Origin of the sequence: Nocardiopsis metallicus (assembly GCF_014201115.1) — a bacterium.
In the GTDB taxonomy this organism is placed as follows: domain Bacteria; phylum Actinomycetota; class Actinomycetes; order Streptosporangiales; family Streptosporangiaceae; genus Nocardiopsis; species Nocardiopsis metallicus.
On sequence record NZ_JACHDO010000001.1, the window covers coordinates 357,168 to 375,265 of the forward strand.

13 protein-coding genes and 1 riboswitch are annotated in these 18,098 nt (G+C 70.3%); of the genes, 8 read left to right on the forward strand and 5 right to left on the reverse strand.

What is annotated here, in order from left to right:
* Nucleotides 1-24: 24 nt before the first annotated feature.
* Nucleotides 25-1,557: a polysaccharide deacetylase family protein gene (locus HNR07_RS01495; protein WP_376769894.1), complete on the reverse strand. Its 1,533-nt coding sequence runs from the start codon at nt 1,555-1,557 to the stop codon at nt 25-27.
* Between the two features lie 128 nt (nt 1,558-1,685).
* Nucleotides 1,686-3,254, reverse strand: a complete 1,569-nt coding sequence (locus HNR07_RS01500; protein ID WP_184371232.1) for a polysaccharide deacetylase family protein — start codon at nt 3,252-3,254, stop codon at nt 1,686-1,688.
* 230 nt (nt 3,255-3,484) lie between these two features.
* Nucleotides 3,485-3,700: riboswitch (cobalamin riboswitch) on the forward strand.
* A gap of 142 nt (nt 3,701-3,842) precedes the next feature.
* On the opposite strand from HNR07_RS01500, the gene metE reads away from it, so the two are divergent.
* On the forward strand, nt 3,843-6,119 hold the full coding sequence (metE, locus tag HNR07_RS01505) for a 5-methyltetrahydropteroyltriglutamate--homocysteine S-methyltransferase (protein WP_184360937.1): 2,277 nt from the start codon (nt 3,843-3,845) through the stop codon (nt 6,117-6,119).
* Nucleotides 6,120-6,220: 101 nt separating this feature from the next.
* Here metE and HNR07_RS01510 read toward each other — a convergent pair whose 3' ends face one another.
* Nucleotides 6,221-7,273 carry a DUF3558 domain-containing protein gene (locus tag HNR07_RS01510; RefSeq protein ID WP_184360940.1) on the reverse strand — a complete coding sequence of 351 codons (1,053 nt, stop codon included), beginning with the start codon at nt 7,271-7,273 and terminating at the stop codon, nt 6,221-6,223.
* Nucleotides 7,274-7,984: 711 nt separating this feature from the next.
* On the reverse strand, nt 7,985-9,040 hold the full coding sequence (locus tag HNR07_RS01515) for a coiled-coil domain-containing protein (protein ID WP_184371235.1): 1,056 nt from the start codon (nt 9,038-9,040) through the stop codon (nt 7,985-7,987).
* 710 nt (nt 9,041-9,750) lie between these two features.
* Between HNR07_RS01515 and HNR07_RS01520 the strand changes: the two genes are divergently transcribed.
* The 7 genes from HNR07_RS01520 to HNR07_RS01550 all read left to right on the forward strand — a co-directional run bounded on the left by HNR07_RS01520 (nt 9,751) and on the right by HNR07_RS01550 (nt 16,354).
* Nucleotides 9,751-10,707, forward strand: a complete 957-nt coding sequence (locus HNR07_RS01520; RefSeq protein ID WP_184371238.1) for a methionine ABC transporter ATP-binding protein — start codon at nt 9,751-9,753, stop codon at nt 10,705-10,707.
* On the forward strand, nt 10,704-11,435 hold the full coding sequence (locus HNR07_RS01525) for a methionine ABC transporter permease (protein WP_184360943.1): 732 nt from the start codon (nt 10,704-10,706) through the stop codon (nt 11,433-11,435). Before HNR07_RS01520 ends, HNR07_RS01525 begins: the two co-directional genes overlap by 4 nt.
* An 87-nt stretch (nt 11,436-11,522) precedes the next feature.
* The gene (locus tag HNR07_RS01530; protein ID WP_184360945.1) at nt 11,523-12,383 is read left to right on the forward strand and encodes a MetQ/NlpA family ABC transporter substrate-binding protein; all 861 of its coding nucleotides are present in this window, start codon (nt 11,523-11,525) and stop codon (nt 12,381-12,383) included.
* A 225-nt stretch (nt 12,384-12,608) separates the two neighbouring features.
* Nucleotides 12,609-14,006 (forward strand): GH1 family beta-glucosidase, encoded by a 1,398-nt coding sequence (locus tag HNR07_RS01535; protein ID WP_184360948.1) that lies wholly within the window; start codon nt 12,609-12,611, stop codon nt 14,004-14,006.
* Nucleotides 14,007-14,132: 126 nt separating this feature from the next.
* Entirely contained in the window at nt 14,133-15,164 is a 1,032-nt protein-coding gene (locus HNR07_RS01540; RefSeq protein ID WP_184360951.1) for a LacI family DNA-binding transcriptional regulator, read from the forward strand.
* A gap of 187 nt (nt 15,165-15,351) precedes the next feature.
* The gene (locus HNR07_RS01545; RefSeq protein WP_184360954.1) at nt 15,352-15,576 is read left to right on the forward strand and encodes a hypothetical protein; all 225 of its coding nucleotides are present in this window, start codon (nt 15,352-15,354) and stop codon (nt 15,574-15,576) included.
* Nucleotides 15,577-15,688: 112 nt separating this feature from the next.
* Nucleotides 15,689-16,354, forward strand: coding sequence for a hypothetical protein (locus HNR07_RS01550; protein WP_184360957.1), 666 nt, complete (start codon nt 15,689-15,691; stop codon nt 16,352-16,354).
* 42 nt (nt 16,355-16,396) lie between these two features.
* On the opposite strand, the gene HNR07_RS01555 is transcribed toward HNR07_RS01550, so the two are convergent.
* Entirely contained in the window at nt 16,397-17,599 is a 1,203-nt protein-coding gene (locus tag HNR07_RS01555) for a M15 family metallopeptidase (protein WP_312893524.1), read from the reverse strand.
* Nucleotides 17,600-18,098: the final 499 nt, after the last annotated feature.

Consider the following 18,098-nt stretch of genomic DNA (forward strand, 5'->3'; position numbering starts at 1 on the left):
TCCTGCGGGCCTAGGGGCCGACTCCTACCAGTCTCCGTCCCAGCCGTCCGGGTAGACCCGGCCCGGCTCGGGGCCGCCGAGCGCCTGGGTGGTGGTCACGAACACGTAGTCGTCGTCCTTCAGCCGCTCGATGAGCTCCGGGACCGCGGCGAGCGTGGCGGGCTGGGGGTCGTGCAGCAGTACCACCGCGCCCGGGTCCATCCGGGAGATGACGTTGTCCACGATCTCGTCGGGGCTGATGCTCTCCCAGTCCTGGCTGTCGATCGTCCACGCGATCTCGGCCATCTCCTGGGCCTCGACCTCGTCGTGCACGTCGTCGTTGGTGGCGCCGAACGGCGGCCGGAAGAGGTCCACGGTGTACCCGGTCTGCCTGCGGACCATCGCGCTCACCGCCGCGGTCTGCCGGGGCAGCTCGTCGGCCTCCATCTTGTTCATGTGCTCGTGCTCGTCACCGTGGCTGGCGATCTCGTGGCCCTCGGCGTAGGCCCGCCGCAGCACGCTCGGCCGGGTCAGGGCCGGGCCGCCGTTGAGGTAGAACGAGGCCGTCACCTCCTCCTCGGCCAGGATGTCCAGCAGGTGCGGGGTGGCTTCGACCGGGCCGTCGTCGAAGGTGAGCGCCACGCACTTGGTCTCGCCGTCGTAGCAGTTCACCTCAGGCTCCCCGGCGGTGATCACCCCCGGCACCGGACCGGGGTCCTCCGCGCCCCCGTCCGCCTCGGTCTCGGGTAGTTCCAGGTCGGGTTCGTCCACCATGGCCGCCTCCCGGGCCCGGGCACCCAGGTCCGACAGCAGCGGTTCGGCCCGCTCGTACTCGACCACCACGGTCTTGCGGCCGGGCTCGCTGTCCGGGACGTGCCCCTCGACGATCGGTGACAGGTGTCCGTCGCTGAACTCCACGACCAGGTCCCCCGCGTCGTTGAAGCCGATCGAGTCGTAGGTGCGCCGCACCGGCCACAGCGCCTCCGGGTCCACCTGCTCGTCGTCGGCCAGCTCCTCGCGCGCGATCGCGTTGAGCTCGGCCAGTTCCTCCTGCCCGGCCAGCAGCTCGGTGGAGTAGGCCGCGGCGCCCGCACGGGCGTCGTACCAGTAGGTCGAGTAGCCCTCACGCAGACCGTGCATGTCCTGCTCGGTGCGGAGCAGCCGCACACCCAGCACACCGTCCCCGGCGGCGACCAGCTCCCAGCCGATGCCCAGGCTCACCGGGTCGCGGGTCCCGGCCCGGAAGTCCTGGACCTCCTGGTCCACCCGCGCGGCCAAGGCCTCGGAGAACGCCTCGGCCCCCTCGAACTCCGGATAGGCGACGCTGATCTCCAGCCCCTCCGGTTCGTAGGGGTGGCCGGTGAAGTCCCCGGCGTCCCCGCGCCACTCCCCGAAACCGTCCTCGACCTCGTCCACCAGCACGGTGAGCTCTTCGGGGTCGCCTCCGCCCACGATCTCGTTCTCACACGCGGCCAGGGGCAGGACGAGGGCCACGGCCAGCGCCCCGGACCAGAACGGGTGGCGGCCCGTGCGCGGCCGAGGAACGGTCCGGTCCGGTTCGAATCTCCTCGACGACAAAACCCGACTCCCTCGTGCCTAGGGCAGGTGCTCACACGGCTGCTGGCAGCAACATAGGGGACAAGGCCCCTGGCCCCGGGGCGGTGTCCACATGTGGACACCGCCCCGGGGCGGGAATGCCCCGAGGGTCACCCCAGGTCGTCCGAAGCACCTTCCCCGGAGGTCTCCTCCGTGCCTCCCCCTTCGTCTGTCAAAGGGGGCTCGGGGACACCGTCGACATAGGTTCCGCCAGGCTCCGTGGTGCCCAGCAGCTGCGACACCGTAACCATGGTGTACCCGCGTTCGTCCAGTTCACGGATGATGCCGATGGACGCGTCGATGGTGGTGGGGTGGATGTCGTGCATCAGGATGATGGCGCCGTCGGCCGCGCCGTCCAGTGCGCGCTTGCGCACCACGTCGGCCTTGCGGTCCTTCCAGTCGTTGGTGTCCACGCTCCACAGGATCTGCGCCAGCCCGAGCTCCGCGGTGATCTCGGCGACCTTGTCGTCGGTGGCGCCGTAGGGCGGTCGCATCAGGTCCATCGTGTAGCCGGTCTCGCGGTACACCAGGGCCTGGGTGGCCTCCAGGTTGGCGCGGGCCGCACCCGCCCCGACCTCGGTCAGGTTGGGGTGGCTGAGCGTGTGGTTGGCCAGTTCGTGGCCCTCGGCGTAGGTGCGCCGCAGTACCCACGGATGCTCCATGACCGGGTATCCGGTGACGAAGAACGTGGCCCTGGCGTCGTGTTCGGCCAGGGCGTCCAGCAGTTCGGGGGTGCGCCCGCCGGGGCCGTCGTCGTAGGTCAGGGCCACGCACTTGGTATCGGGGTCGGCGCAGTCGACGGAGTCGTCACGCGGGGGCAGCACACCGGGGGCGGCCGCGTTCGAGCCGTCCTTGTCCGCCTCGGGGGCCCGGTCGATGGTGAACTCGTTGACGCCGGTGGTCGCGGCCTCGCGTACGCGCAGGCCGAATTCGGACAGCAGGCTCTCCGCCTCCTCCCGGGGGATCACCGCGTGGATCCGGCCCGCCGAGGCCGGGGCGACCTGGCCGGAGTCGAACTCCACCACGAGGTCGCCGTCGGGGTTGAAGCCCACGGAGTCGTAGAGGGAGCTGATCGGGTGCAGCGCGGACGGCACGGCGTCGGTGTCCGACACGGCCTCGCGCACCCGGTCGTTGAGTTCGGTGAGCTCGGCCTGCCCGGCGATCAGGTGGCTGGAGCCGTGGACCGTACCGTCGCCGGTCTCGTACCAGTAGGTGCTGTGGCCCTCGCGGGTCTCCTCTGAGTCGGTCTCCTCGCTGGTCAGCCGGACCCCCACGATCCCCTCCTGCGCGGCGGTCAGCCCCCACTCCCCGATGAACGAACGAGCTCCGGGGTTGGCCGCCTCGAAGGCGTGTACCTGGGCGGTCAGGGTGCGGTCCAGGAAGTCCGACAGCGGGGTGGCGTTGGGGATGACCGGGTAGGCGACGTCGGTGTCGCTGTCGCCCTCGAAAGCGATTTTCGCCTCCTCGAGCCCGGGGAGGGCGTCGGGGGCGACGGTCGTCAGACGGTCGGGTTCACCGGTGGCTGGAAGCCGTTCCTCGTCCGCCGCGGGCTGCCCGGACGAACTGTCGACGCCGGCGTCCTGCGGCGGCAGACCGGGCGGTCGGGCGGCCGACAGTACCAGCCCCAGCAGGACGACCATCGCGATCGCGACCGTGAGGAAGGGGCGGTCGGGGGCCAGGGTCTGAGGGTTCTGCTGCTTCACCTGGGGTTCTCCACGTTCATCGTCAGACGAACGTTCGCGGGGGAGGCGGGGGGCGCGCTCTCCCACGTAACGCTGATGTCGGGTGTGATGCCGAGCACACGGCGAGGGTTCGCTTCGTGCGGGCGGGGGCCATGCCGGGTTCAGGGGCGGAGGGGTGCTCCCTATACTTGCAGGCGTGGAAGGTACACGCTCCGCCATTTCGACCCTGGAAGCCCTTCGGGGAGGGCGGTGCGTGTCGAAAGAGGGAACCCGGTGCGAATCCGGGACTGCCCCGCAGCGGTGAGTGGGAACGACTGTCGCCATAAGCACTGGTGATCCGACCGGAAAAGTCGGAAACTGGGAAGCGGTGACCGGTAGGAGACCCGGCGGCCACGCCGGAAGCGCCCACGAGTCCGAAGACCTGCCTCCACCCGGCGGTGCACCCGTGCCGCCGGTGGTCCCGCGCCCCGAGGGAGGGCCGAGGGCGGGCACAGCCGTGCGCCGATCCGGCGCTCCCCGGCATGCCCGCGCCCTCGCTCGCCTCGCGGCCGGTACCCGGCTTTCGACGAGGGAGAGAAGCTCTTCATGTCTACGAACCCGGCCGCCCGGCCGCCCGTGCGGTCCACGGTGCACGGTTACCCGCGGATCGGCCCCGATCGCGAACTCAAGCGCGCCAGTGAGTCCTACTGGAAGGGCACCACCACCGCCGCCGAACTCGACGCCGTCGCCGCCGAGCTCCGCAAGGGCGTCTACGCCCAGCTGCGCGAGGCCGGTGTGGACGACCTGCCGTCCAACACCTTCTCCTACTACGACCACGTGCTGGACACGGCGGTCCTGTTCGACCTCGTGCCCTCGCGCTTCACCTCCCCGGCCCAGGCCGGGGACCGGGACGAGCAGCTGCGCCGCTACTTCGCCCTCGCCCGCGGGGTGCAGGGGGCCACTCCGCTGGAGATGACCAAGTGGTTCGACACCAACTACCACTACCTCGTCCCCGAGCTCTCCCCGAGCACCCGCCCGCGCCTGGTCGGTGACAAGCCCGTCGCCGAGTTCCGCGAGGCCGCCGAGGCCGGTTTCCAGACCCGCCCCGTGCTGGTCGGCCCGCTGACCTTCCTCATGCTGGCCAAGGCCGCCGACGACGCCCCCGAGGGCTGGGAGCCCGTCGAGCTGCTCGACCAGCTCCTGGACGCCTACGCCAAGCTCCTGGGCGAGCTCAAGGCCGCCGGCGCCACCGAGGTCCAGCTCGACGAGCCGATCCTGGCCACCGACGAGGGCCGCGCCGCCGTCGGCCGGCTCGAGCGCGTCTACCAGCGCCTGGGCTCCCTCACCGAGCGCCCCTCCCTCCTGGTCTCCACCTACTTCGGATCCATCGGCGCCGCCGCCCTGCGCGTGCTCAAGGACTCCCCGGTGGAGGCTGTGGGCCTGGACCTGGTCACCGACTCCGAGGGTGTCGCGGACCTCGCCGCGGTCTCCGGCCTCGGCTCCACCCGCCTGGTCGCGGGCTTGGTGGACGGCCGCAACGTCTGGCGTACCGACCTGCCCGCCGCCGTGGCGGAGCTGGGTACCCTGCTCGCCCTCAGCGACGAGCTCACCGTGAGCACCTCGTGCTCGCTGCTGCACGTGCCCATCGACCTGGACGCCGAGACCTCCCTGGACCCCGAGCTGCGCGGGGCACTGGCCTTCGCCAAGCAGAAAGCCAAGGAGGTGGCCCTGCTCGGCCGCGTCCTGACCGAGGGCGAGGACGCGGAGTTCGACGCCGCCAGGGCCCAGAACCCGTCCTTCACCGACGCCCGCGTGCGCGCCCGTCTGGACGCTCTGGGCCCGGACGCCTACGAGCGCCCCAAGGAGCGCGGCGCGCCCACGGACATCACGCTCACCACGACCACCATCGGGTCGTTCCCGCAGACCCCGGAGCTGCGCCGGGCCCGCGCCGCGCACCGCCGGGGCGAGCTGCCCACGGAGGAGTACGACCAGATCCTCCGTGCGGAGATCGACCGCGTCATCGCGCTCCAGGAGGAGATCGGACTGGACGTGCTCGTGCACGGCGAGCCCGAGCGCAACGACATGGTCCAGTACTTCGCGGAGCAGCTGGAGGGCTACGCCACCACCGAGAACGGGTGGGTGCAGTCCTACGGTTCGCGTTGCGTGCGTCCCCCGATCCTGTTCGGTGACGTCTCGCGTCCCGAGCCGATGACGGTCGAGTGGATCACCTACGCCCAGTCGCGCACGGACAAGCCGGTCAAGGGCATGCTGACCGGTCCGGTCACCATGCTGGCCTGGTCGTTCGTCCGTACCGACCAGCCGCTCGGGGAGACCGCCCGTCAGGTCGGTCTGGCCCTGCGCGACGAGGTCGCGGACCTGGAGAAGGCGGGTATCCGCCACATCCAGGTGGACGAGGCGGCCCTGCGCGAGCTGCTGCCCCTGCGCGGGGAGCAGCGTCAGGCATACCTGGACTGGGCGGTCAACTCGTTCCGTCTGGCCACCTCGGGCGTGGCGGCGACCACCACGATCCACACGCACATGTGCTATTCGGAGTTCAACCAGATCGTCGGCGGCATCGAGGCGCTGGACGCCGACGTCACCAGCGTCGAGGCGGCTCGCTCGCGCATGGAGGTCGTGGAGGCCCTGGGCCGGCGCGGCTACAAGCGGGGGATCGGCCCGGGCGTGTACGACATCCACTCGCCGCGGGTGCCCTCGGTCGAGGAGATCGAGGCCTCGCTGCGGCTGGCGGCCTCGCACATCGACGCCGGGAACCTGTGGGCCAACCCGGACTGCGGTCTGAAGACCCGTGGTTACGAGGAGACCGAGCAGGCGCTGCGCAACATGGTCGAGGCGGCCCGCCGGGTACGCGCAGACCTGGGCTAGGCACGCGCCACCAGGGCGAGACCAGGCGATGAGAAAGGGGGCCGCGGCACTGCCGCGGCCCCCTCCGTGGCCTCGGGTACTCCGTACCCTCGACGCTGTTACTAGCCGGCGGCGAGGACGTTGAGGGCCTCGTTGGCGACGTCGAGCATGCTCTCCTCGACGTTGTCCGGCATGACGAAGTCAACGCTGTCGTCAGTGTAGTTGCTGAGTTCGTAGTTGATCTCGATGATGAGGTTGTCCTGGCGGATGACCAGCATGGCCTCGGGGAACGAGTTGCCGAGCGAGTCGTTCATCGTGGTGCTGATGAAGTACGCCTCGCTGCCCAGGCCGTCGATCTCCTTGTCCTCCTCGACGTCGTCGGCGCTGTAACGATCGCTGTAGCCATCGCCGCGCAGATTCTCCAGCGTGTACTCGATGTCCGTGGAGGCGGCCTCGGGGGAGTCGGTGGCGCTGAAGGGCAGCTTGAAGGTGACGTCCAGGTAGCCGGTGGTGCTGTCGGCGTTGTCCGGCACGCCGCCGCGGCTGGAGGAACCGGTGCAGCTCGCCCGGTTGTCCGAGACGTTCTTCCTGCCCTCACCGCTGAGGTGGAAGTCCGACTGGGTCGTCTCGGTGAAGACGTCGCAGGGCTCGGTGGGCAGTCCGTGCGGCGGATCGCCGAGGTCGCCGCCGGTGTTCGCCGGCTCTTCCTCAGGCTCTTCCTCGGTGGACTCAGGCTCTTCCTCGGGGTCACCGGCGGCCTCGGAGGCATCGCCGGGACCGACCGCGACCTGTTCGCCTTCGCCGCGGTTGCCGTTGGTGACCAGCATGACGACCACGGCGATCACCAGAACGATGATGACCGCGCCGCCGCCGATGACCACCCACAGGCCGGCCTTGCTGCCGCCGCCCTGGGGCGGCTGGGCGGGCGGGTACCCGCCGGGACCGGCGGGACCGGCGCCGTAGGGCGGCTGGCCGCCCGCGTACATGCCCTGGTCCTGGCCGGGGACGCCGGGGCCGCCCGGGTAGGGGGCCTGACCGTAGCCGGGCTGGCCGCCGGTGCCGGGGTCGCCGTAAGGGCCTCCCTGCGGCTGGCCGTAGGGCGGCTGGCCGCCGGTGCCGTCCCCGCCACCGTAAGGGTTCTGCGGTGGTTGGTTGTAAGGTCCGTTTTCGCTCATGGCTCCCCTCGCCCGGTGATGTGGTGACCGTGTTGTCTTAGGCGCACGTTTGCGCCTGTGGGTTCTCACGAGTTCCCGTGGCGGCCACCGGCGGATCGCCGGGGTGGTGACAGCACGGGGAACCGTGGGGGAGGTGGGCCCGCCTCGGACGCCGTTACCGCGGGCGAGAGCGGGTGGGCGAGGGCAGGAGTTCCCCGTGTCGTGAGGAAGGTCCCCGGTTCAAACGGGGCTCCGACCGCCGCGTGTGGAGCCGGCGGGCCGGTTCCCCGCAGGCCAGGGGTCGGGACGCCTTGCATCCTAACCGCGACTGGTGTGTGAGGGGCAGGTCGGACCGGGGTCAACAGGGTGAATCGTCACCGTTTCGTGCTTAGCGCGCGCGAGCTCACATTCCACGTGACTCAATCGTGACACCGAATCGTGGACAGGCTGATCAGGTATTAGGTAATGGGAGGCGTCAGCATTAAGGTCTTTCGTCACCTGAGGCCTGGATGAAGGCTTTTCCTGTGAAATGCGCTACTGCGTCGGGTGGAGGGCGGTGATCGCAGAGTGAGGGCCGTGACCGGTTGTGGCCACAGGGGCGTCGAAGATCAGGTACCGGAGACCAGGTGGTTGCGCGTATCGGTTCCGCGGCCGCGAGCTGCCTGCTGTGAACCTACGCCTCGGCCTGCGCCACGCGGCGATCCCCCGTCAGGACCGATGCTCACAACGTGGTCAGAACATCGAGATGTGCACGTGGTCGAAGTGGTTCTCGGTGAGGTTGCCCCGGTCCGACATCGGGCGCCAGTCGGTGTCGCCGCGGCGCACGTCCCAGATCTGCTGCCGGTAGATGATGTACATGATCCCCAGGGTGTCGGCGTTCTCCATCGCCCATTCGGAGATCGCCCAGCCGCGGTCGATCTCGGCCTGCGTGGGCATGCCCCCGCTCGGGTGCAGCATGAAGTCGCAGGCCCGGCCCTTGGGGTGCTCGCCGACCACCCAGCCGCCCACGGCCCGGTAGCAGCCGACACCGCCCACGTCGTCCCCGCGCCCGAACTCCTCGATCACCAGGTCGCGCATCTGCTCCGTGCGCGGGGTGAGGTTGTTGTGCGGCTGCATGGGCTGGTTCGGGTGGTCGGCGATCAGGGCGTGCACCTCGGTGCGGCGCTCCTCCAGGGCGTCCAGGTCCTCCTGGGCCTCGGCCAGCAGCTCCTCGGCGTTGGCCTGCGCGACCTCATCGCGGGAGAGCGCCTGGGCGAGCTGGTCGATCTTCTCCTGGTTGGTGGTGGAGAGGTAGTCGATGACCACCGCGCGGTCGATGACCTCGTCCGGATCGGCCTCCACGAACAGCGACATCGACGGGTCGATCCCGCTGTTGGTGTAGGTGGCCACCGCCAGGGAGACCACCTGGTCACGGGCGTCCCGCACGTCCTGGCGGGTGCCTTCGGCGCGGCTCTCGGCCCGCTCGGCCTCCTCGATGACCGCCTCCATGTCGCGCAGCTCGCCCTGGAACTCCTCGGTCAGGTCCGCGGCGCGCGACTGGAGGTCGCTCATGCTCTCCGGCTCCCGCGGGAGGAGCCCGGGGGCCGGGGCGGCCGAGGCCGGCAGCGGTGTCAGAGCCGTCGCGCCGAGCAGGGACAAGGAGACCACGGCCACCCGGCTCCGGCCCGGGCGCGCCAGGGCGGGCAACACCCGCGGCAGGGGCCCGGCGCAGTCGGCGAGGACCTCCCGCCAGGTGCGGGCGGGAGGATCGGGCGCCCAGAAGTCGGCGTACTCGTCCCCGGCCTTCACTGTGCTGCCGGCCTTCGCTGTGTCATCGAACTGCGCTGGGCCTTCGAACTGCGCTGGGTCCTCAAACTGCACGGTGTGGTCGCTCCTCGGCTCCACGCGCGGCCCCCTGCGGGTACGGGGGCGCTGTGGACGCGTCTGCTCGTCTTTCCCGGGCGGGGCGCGGCGGCCGTCCGACGGCCGGGCCCTCGACATCCGCGGCGCGAATACGCCGGGGAGAGTAACGGGACGGTAATGAGTGTAGGCACTCACACGGACCAACGGGAGGGGCGAGGGGATTCACACGTCCGGCAAACGCCCCAATGTGTTGTAAATAACCGTATGAGGGCCAGGGATTTTGCCGAACCGACCCGTCCGATCATGGTTGAGTTGGTTCCGTGAAGGCTCCTGAGCACGTCAAAGCGACCCCCGCCACCACGGCGGACACCACCCGGCGGTGCGTTCCGCTGCCCGGCGGTCGCTGTCGTATGCCCCGTTAGTCACCTCTGACACCGAGCCGCGCCCGGCGCCACGCGCCGGAGCCACCCCCAGGGCCGCCCTCCACGCGCCCCGCGACCGCCGGCACCGGCGCGTCGCCGCCGCCCGCCAGGTGAGCGCTTCGTACGCTCGGGTGTGGACGTCGAACCCACGCTGAGTCCAGAGCCATCCCCTGCCCGAGAGCGGCCGCTGGGACACCACCGCCAGACGTCGATGGGAAAACCGTGATTGACGCAGTGGGTCTACACAAGACCTACAGGTTGAAGAAACGCCAGGTGCACGCCCTGAACGGGGTGGACCTGCATGTCGAGTCCGGCGAGATCTTCGGGGTCGTGGGCCAGAGCGGTGCGGGCAAGAGCACCCTCCTGCGCTCAGTGAACCTCCTGGAGCGCCCGGACAGCGGCACCGTGACCGTCGGGGACGAGGAACTCACCTCCCTGCGCGGTGCCCGGCTGCGCGCGGCCCGGCGGGGGATCGGCATGGTGCACCAGCACTTCGCCCTGCTCTCCTCGCGCACGGTCGCGGGCAACGTCGGCTTCCCCCTGGAGGTCGCCGGGGTCTCCCGCGCCAAGCGGGCCGCCCGGGTGGGCGAACTCCTGGAACTGGTCGGCCTGGCGGACAAGGCGCGCGCCTACCCCTCCCAGCTCTCCGGCGGGCAGAAGCAGCGCGTGGGCATCGCCCGCGCGCTGGCCTCCAACCCCCCGGTGCTGCTGAGCGACGAGGCCACCTCGGCGCTGGATCCGGCCACCACCGACTCGATCCTGGCCCTGCTGCGCCGCCTGCGCGACGAACTGGGCCTGACCATCCTGCTGATCACCCACGAGATGGACGTGATCAAGCGGATCTGCGACTCCGCGGCGATCATGGAGAACGGTGAGTTCCGCGAGTCCGGCCGCGTGCTGGACCTCATCGGCACCCCCGGCTCCCTGCTGGCCCGCTCACTCTTCCCGCTGCCGGACAACGGCGGACCCGAGAGCGTGGTCATCACCTACCCGCGCTCCTTCGACGAGCCGTTCATGTCCGAGCTCACCCGCCGCTTCGACGTGGACGTGAACATCCTCGGCGGCGGTGTGGAACAGGTGGCGGGCCAGTCCGTGGGCCGACTCAGCGTCGACATGCGCGGCGAGCACCGCCGTGAGGCGCTCACCTACCTGTCCGAGCACGGCCTGCTGGTCGAGGAGGCCGGAAAGTGACCATCAACCCCGCGGACGCCCTCGTTCTCGCGCAGGACGGCAACGCGCTCACCGCCATCGCCGACTTCATCGCGGCCTGGCCGGCCATGTGGCCCAACCTGTGGATCAGTACCCAGGACACCCTCTACATGGTGTGGTGGGCGACGGTCTTCAGCGTGCTGTTCGGCCTGCCCCTGGGCGTGCTGCTGGTCGCCACGGACAAGGGCGGCCTCATCCCGGCCCCGGTCGTGCGCGCCGTGCTCAGCGCGATCGTCAACATCGGCCGCTCGCTGCCCTTCATCGTGCTGATGGTGGCGGTGCTGACGCTGACCCGCTTCCTGGTGGGCACGACCCTGGGCCCCACGGCCGCGATCGTGCCGCTGAGCATCGGCGCCATCCCGTTCTTCGCCCGCCTCGTGGAGACCGCCCTGCGCGAGGTCGACCGCGAGGTGATCGAGGCCGCGCACGCCATGGGCACCCGCAAGTTCACGATCGTGGGCAAGGTGATGCTGCCCGAGGCCATGGCCGGCCTGATCGCCGGTCTGGTGATGACCGTGGTCACGCTGATCTCCTACTCGGCTATGGCCGGCGCCATCGGCGGTGGAGGCCTGGGCGACCTGGCCATCCGCCAGGGCTACCAGCGCTTCGACGACCACTACCTGTGGGCGACCGTGATCCTGCTGATCATCATCGTCCAGGTCGCGCAGAGCCTGGGTGACCTGCTCGTGCGCAGGCTGTCCCGGCGCTGACCCCGGCCACCACCCCCCGCCCCCAGGTATTGCCAGCCCCTCCCCCCACTTCCAGAGTTGTCCGGAACGAACGGCAAGGAGACAGCGATGACAGGGACGAACGTGCTGCGGGGGGTCGCCGTGGCCGGTGCCACGGCGGTCCTGCTCGCGGGCTGCGGAAGCGCCAGCGAACGGGCCGCCGACGACGGCGGCGGCGGTGAGGACGGCGTCGCGACGCTGCGGGTCGGCGCCACCCCGATGCCGCACGCCGAGATCCTGGAGTTCGTCAACGACGAGCTGGCGGCCGACGCGGGCCTGGCCGTCGAGGTGGTCGAGTACACCGACTACAACCAGCCCAACGCGGCCCTGACCGAGGGTGAGCTGGACGCGAACTACTACCAGACGGTGCCGTTCCTGGAGGAGTACCTGGCGGGCAACCAGGGCGCCGACCTGGCCTACGTGGCCGACGTGCACCTGGAGGCCTTCGGTGTGTACTCCGAGAGCGTCGAGGACCTGGACGACCTGTCCGAGGGCGCGGACATCGCGGTGCCCAACGACTCCTCGAACATGGATCGCGCGCTGCGGCTGCTCGAAGCCCACGACGTGATCACCCTGGCCGAGGGTACGGACGGGCAGGCCTCGGAGTCCGACATCGAGGACAACCCGCTCGACATCACGATCACCCCGGTGGAGGCGGCCCAGCTGCCGCGCTCGCTCCAGGACGTGGACGCGGCAGTGGTCAACGGCAACTACGCCCTGGAAGCGGACCTGCCCGAGACCGCCAACGCCCTGGCCTGGGAGGACACCGAGGACAACCCGTACGCCAACGGCCTGGTGGTGCGTTCGGAGGACGTGGACGCCGAGGACATCGTCCGCCTCAACGACCTCCTGCACAGCCAGGAGGTGCGCGACTTCATGGAGGAGCGCTGGCAGGGCATCGTGCTCCCGGTCGGGGGCGTCGAAGAGTAGGCGAGTGGTCGTCCAGTCGCTCGGATAGCCGTCCGAACCCGTGAACGGCCCCGGCGGGGGGAGTCCCGCCGGGGCCGTTTCCGCGGGGAGCGGACTCCCGGACCCCGGTAACGTTTGGGTTGCGGGCGCACTTCGTTCCGTTGACTTGCGAGTAGGGGTCTGCTTCGGTGAATGGGAGCGCTCCCAAACGATGTTCACCCGCCATGGAAGGTGCGTACCGAAGCAGTGAGCAACCCGAACGATTTCCCTGAGGGCTTCCTCTGGGGGGCGGCGACCGCCTCCTTCCAGATCGAGGGCGCCACCACCGCCGACGGTCGAGGCCGCAGTATCTGGGACACCTTCGCCGAGACCCCCGGCAAGGTTCTCAACGGGGACACCGGTGACCCCGCCGACGACCACTACCACCGCTACGCCGAAGACGTCGCCCTGATGAAGCGGCTCAACCTCGGCGCCTACCGCTTCTCCATCGCCTGGCCGCGCGTCGTCCCCGACGGCACCGGCCCGGTCAACCAGGCCGGACTGGACTTCTACGACCGCCTGGTCGACAGCCTCCTGGACGCGGGTATCCAGCCCTGGGCGACCCTCTACCACTGGGACCTGCCCCAGCCGCTGGAGGACGCCGGCGGCTGGCCCGCCCGGGACACCGCGCTGCGCTTCGCCGACTACTCCAAGATCGTCGCCGAAGCCCTCGGCGACCGGGTCAAACACTGGATGACCATCAACGAACCCTGGTGCGCGGCCTTCCTCGGCTACGAGAACGGCCACCACGCACCCGGCCACAGGGACGCCGCCGCGGCCCTGGCCGCCACCCACCACCTGCTGCTCGGCCACGGCCTGGCCACCGAGGCGATCCGCTCCACCGGCCACCCCTCCGTCGTCGGTCTGGCCCACAACCAGGCGGTCATCCGGCCGCACGGGGCCAACGCCGCCGACACCCGGGCGGCCCGCCGCGCGGACGGCGTGCGCAACCGCATCTTCACCGACCCCCTGTTCAAGGGCGCCTACCCCGCCGACGTCGTCGAGGACCTCGCCGACATCAGCGACTTCTCGTTCGTCAAGGACGGGGACCTGGCCACGATCTCCGTGCCGCTCGACTTCCTCGGCGTCAACTACTACTCACCCGAGTTCGTCGCGGGTTCCGCCAAGGGCATCGACCCCGCCCTGGTCAGCGGCGAGGGCGAGGCCTGGCTCGGGGCCGGCCCCGACGAGGTGCACGTCTCCCAGGGGCTGCCCGTCACCCACATGGGCTGGGAGATCGACCCCACCGGCCTGTACGACGTCCTCCAGCGCCTGGCGGGGGAGAGCGGCGGTATCGACCTGTACGTGACCGAGAACGGCTGCGCGTTCGAGGACACCGTCAGCGAGGACGGCGCCGTCCACGACCCCGACCGCACCGCCTACTACGAGGGCCACCTGAGGGCCGCGAAGGAGGCCGTCCACGCCGGAGTGCCCCTGCGCGGTTACTTCGCCTGGTCTCTTCTGGATAATTTCGAGTGGGCGTGGGGCTACTCCCGCCGGTTCGGGATCGTGCACGTGGACTATGAGACGCAGGAACGCGTCATCAAGGACACTGGGCACTGGTACGCGGAACTGGCGCGGACCAGCCGCTTCCCCGAGCGGTAGTCCACGAGTGTTCGTGGGGCGTCCTACTGGGGCGCCCCACACGCGTTCACGGCGGGTCCCCCGCCCGCCCACACACAACACATGCCGTCCGGTCATCCGGCGGCACGACGTCCAAGGAGCCTCCAAGTGGCCAAGAGCGGCGGTCGGCAGCGGCCGACCCTGGAGATGGTGGCGGAGCGGGCCGGGGTCGGCCGCGGCACCGTCTCCCGGGTGATCAACGGGTCCTCCCAGGTCAGTCCACGCACCCGAGAGGCCGTGCACACCGCGATCGCCGAACTGGGGTACAGCCCCAACCAGGCGGCGCGCACCCTGGTCACGCGGCGGACCGACACGATCGCGCTGGTCGTCTCCGAGTCACGGGACCGCCTGTTGGCGGACCCCTTCTTCGCCGACATCATCCGCGGAGCGAGCTCGGTCCTGCACGAACGCGACCTCCAGCTCATGCTCACCACCGCCCGGGGTGAGACCGAGCACAAACGGGTGGGCGAGTACCTGAGCGGGTCGCACGTCGACGGCGTGCTGCTGGTCTCCCTGCACCGGGACGACCCCCTCACCGTGCTCCTGGCCGAGTCCGGGGTGCCCGTGGTGCACGGCGGACGCCCCTACTCGCCGTCCCAGCCCGCACCCTTCTGTGTGGACATCGACAACTTCAACGGAGCCCGCACGGCCACCGGCCATCTGCTGGAATCCGGGCATCAGCGGGTCGCCACCATCACCGGCCCCCAGGACATGAACGCCGGTGTGGAGCGGCTGCGCGGCTACCGCGACAGCATGGCCGAGGCAGGACGCGGGGTCGACGAACGCCTCATCGTCCAGGGCGACTTCAGCGTGGAGGGCGGCGCGGAGGCCATGGTCCGCCTGCTCGACCAGGGCGGTGACCCCGACGCTGTCTTCGTGGCCTCGGACATGATGGCCGTCGGCGCCATCCGTGTCCTGCGCGAACGCGGCCTGGCCATCCCCGGGGACATCGCACTGGTCGGGTTCGACGACACCCTCATGGCCCAGCACAGCGACCCGCCGCTGACCACCGTCCACCAGCCCACGGTCAAGATGGGTCAGGAGATGGCGCGACTGCTCGTGGACGTGGCGATCCCGCGCACGGCCGAGTCCGAGACGGTCCTGCTGGAGACCCACCTGGTGGTGCGCGAGACCGCCTGAGGTCGATTCGGAGCAGGTCCGGAAGGCTTCCGGCCCCGGCCAGGGAGAGGGTCCGGAGCCGGTACGCCGTACCGGACAAGCCCAATGAAACGGACATTCACCCCACCGTCCCCGCTGGACTCCCGTGTACTGCCTGTGCAAGGCTGGTCACGATTTCGCGGGCGTTCGCGGGAGACGGTGGGAGCATATGGACCCGACACGGGAACCGACACACACCAGGTGCGCCATCTTCGCGTGCGGATGGTGCGACCGGGACGGGGTCGAGTGCCGGTTCTGCGCCGGGACGGGGTGGTGGCGGCCGGAGCGGCCGCACCGGGACGGCAACGGGCTGGTCGTCTGGCACCGGATCGACGAACCCTGCCGAGGCTGCGCCGGAACCGGCAAGGAACACAGCCCCCTCGCCGCCTCCTGACCCGCGCCATCCGCGATGATCTTGCTACCAGAGGCGGGATCGGCGCCTTGGATTTCGGTGGTACCGCGCCTCTGGTAGCAAGAAGCGCCACGGACAGAGGGAAGAAGGAACATTGCGCTGGGTCACCTATCTGTCGCCGAGCGGCGGAGGCAAGCGCGTCGGCGCTCTGGACGACGGTGACGTGCTGGGCTACCCCGGGCCGGAGAGCCTCGGCGAGCTGCTGGACGCCGGGTACCACGCCATGGACAACGCGCGCCAGACGTGCCTGCGAGCCGCCAGCGAGATCATCGTCGAACCCGAGGCGCGGATGTGCGCCCCGGTCGACCCCGCCGCGCTGGTGCCGGTGCGGGTCGGAGACCGCGAACTCGAGATCCATCCGGAACTGGTGCGGGGCGTCGACGACGCCGTGCTGCCCGAGGCCCGTACCGCCTGTGTGGGCGTGGCGGCGCTGACCACGGCAGACGTGCGCGCGGTCGCCTACACCCCCGCCTGCCTGTGGCTGGACGAGGAGGAGCGGCCCGTCCAGCTGACCCTGGGCCCGGTGCTGACCTTCGACGAGGGCAGGGGCATGCGGCCGATCGAACTCAGTACCTCGGTGGACGACCTGGAGAACGGCCGCGGCCTGGTCGACCCCGCCCACCAGTGGCTGGCCTCGGGTCCGGGCCGGATGCGTGCCCTGCTGCCGGTGATCACGCCCGCTCTGGCGGAGGACGACGAACTCCTCGTCGACGCCGGGGAGCTGGGCACCTACGAGGTCAGGGTCGGTTCCCAGGTCTGACCAGGGCCTCTCGGGAACCCGGGGCGGTGGTGGTTCCCACGGTCAGGGGGTGAACTCCCAGTGCCAGGGCTCGAAACCGTTCCGGGCCCAGTCCGGGTTGTCCCACCCGTGTGAGGGCCCGTTGTCGAGCATCCACTGGTGCTCCGCGGTGCCGAGCTGGTTCACCCCGCCGCACAGGTCGACGGCGATACCGAGCCCGTGCGCGCTGGTGCCGGGCCTGGCCGCCATCCCGGGCAGCATCTCCTGGAAGAGCCGGACCTGCTCGTGGTAGGGCCGGTAGGAATCGGTCACGCACATGGGGCGGCCGAACTCTGACCGGAACGCCCCGTCGAGTTCGATGAAGGCCACCGCGGCGTCGGCGCGCAACTGCTCGCCCGGCTGCGGGAGAGGGCAGAGCACGGTGTCCGGGATCTTCCCGTTCTCGTAGCCGCCGGTGCTCCCGCCGGTGCAGCCGCCGCTCTCAGCGTGGTCGTCCGCCTCGCCTTCGGCCGGGCGTACCTCGGGTTCGGCGGTTTCCGCCTCCGCGGCCACCGCGGCCACCGCGGCCACCGCGTCCGGGGCGGCCGCGCGGGCGTCGAGCAGAGTCGCCTCGCGGCGCTCCTCCTCGCCTTCTGGGTCCCGCGTCCGGGCCAGGGCCTCCTCCAGCAGGGTCTGCCGGTCCAGCAGTTCCTCGGTCCGCTTCTCCTGCGCGTCGATGGCCTCAAAGGCCGCCTCGCGGGCGGCGTCGGCGGCCTCGGCCGCCTCGGCCTGCTGTTGTTCCGCGCTCTCGGCCGCCTCGGCCAGGGTTTCCGTGGCGACCTGTGAGGCCTGGGCCCGGGCCAGGTGGGCCGAACGGTGCTCGCCGAACAGCGTGAGGTAGGCGCCTCGCTCCAAGGCCAGGGAGGGCCCCTCAGGGGAGGTCCAGGCCTGCATCAGGCTCAGGTCGGCGCCCTTGTAGGCGCTCGCTGCCTGGCGGGCCGCGCCCAGCCTGCTGCCCTCGTGGCGCTCACTCGCGGCCTCGGCTCGGGAGTCGGCCGCCTCCCGTTCCCCGGTGAGCTCCGTGAGGCGGGCGCTCTCCTCCTCGTACTCCCGGATCCGCTCCGTGGCGCTCTCCCGGAGCGCGGCCACCTCGGCGCGGGCCTGGGCCAACTCCACGCGCAGCGTGTCCAGTTCCCTCACCTCCGCGGTTGCGGGGGACGCGGAGCTGAGCGTGAACAACAGAGCGGTACTCAACGGGAGCAGAGCGTTGACCGAAATACGACGCACCGCGTTGAGCTGGCGTGAACTGCGAAGAGAGCCTTGGGCGACTTTATTGTCGCTCTGTGTAGTTGAAACTGGGCGCGACGAGGTGCGCATTTCCGCTTCCCCCTCAGGACCTGCGTATACGTCATGTCACGATGTCACGGAGAGGCATCGTTGGAGGGGAAGCTGGGGGTGTGTCCAAATAGTTACCTCAATGTCCGGGCGGTTTTCGGTCCCCCGTCCTGACCTGGGAGGTTGGGAATAATGGGGGCGGGGTGGGCATTATGGTCACGGCTGACCGCAGATGATCTTGCTTGATCGGCATCAATCGGCCGAAGCGAGCCCTTCTCGCCCATTGGTACGCTATGCACCGCACGTGCACCACGACAGTGTCGGTGCGCGGCGCCTCTCCTCCCAGGCGAGTCCGGCGGACAGTCTTCACATCTCCCCACATTCCCACCGCTTCATGTTCTGGTGGACCACTGTGGTCTATACCGATTTTTTCCGGTCTGGAGCGGTTCCG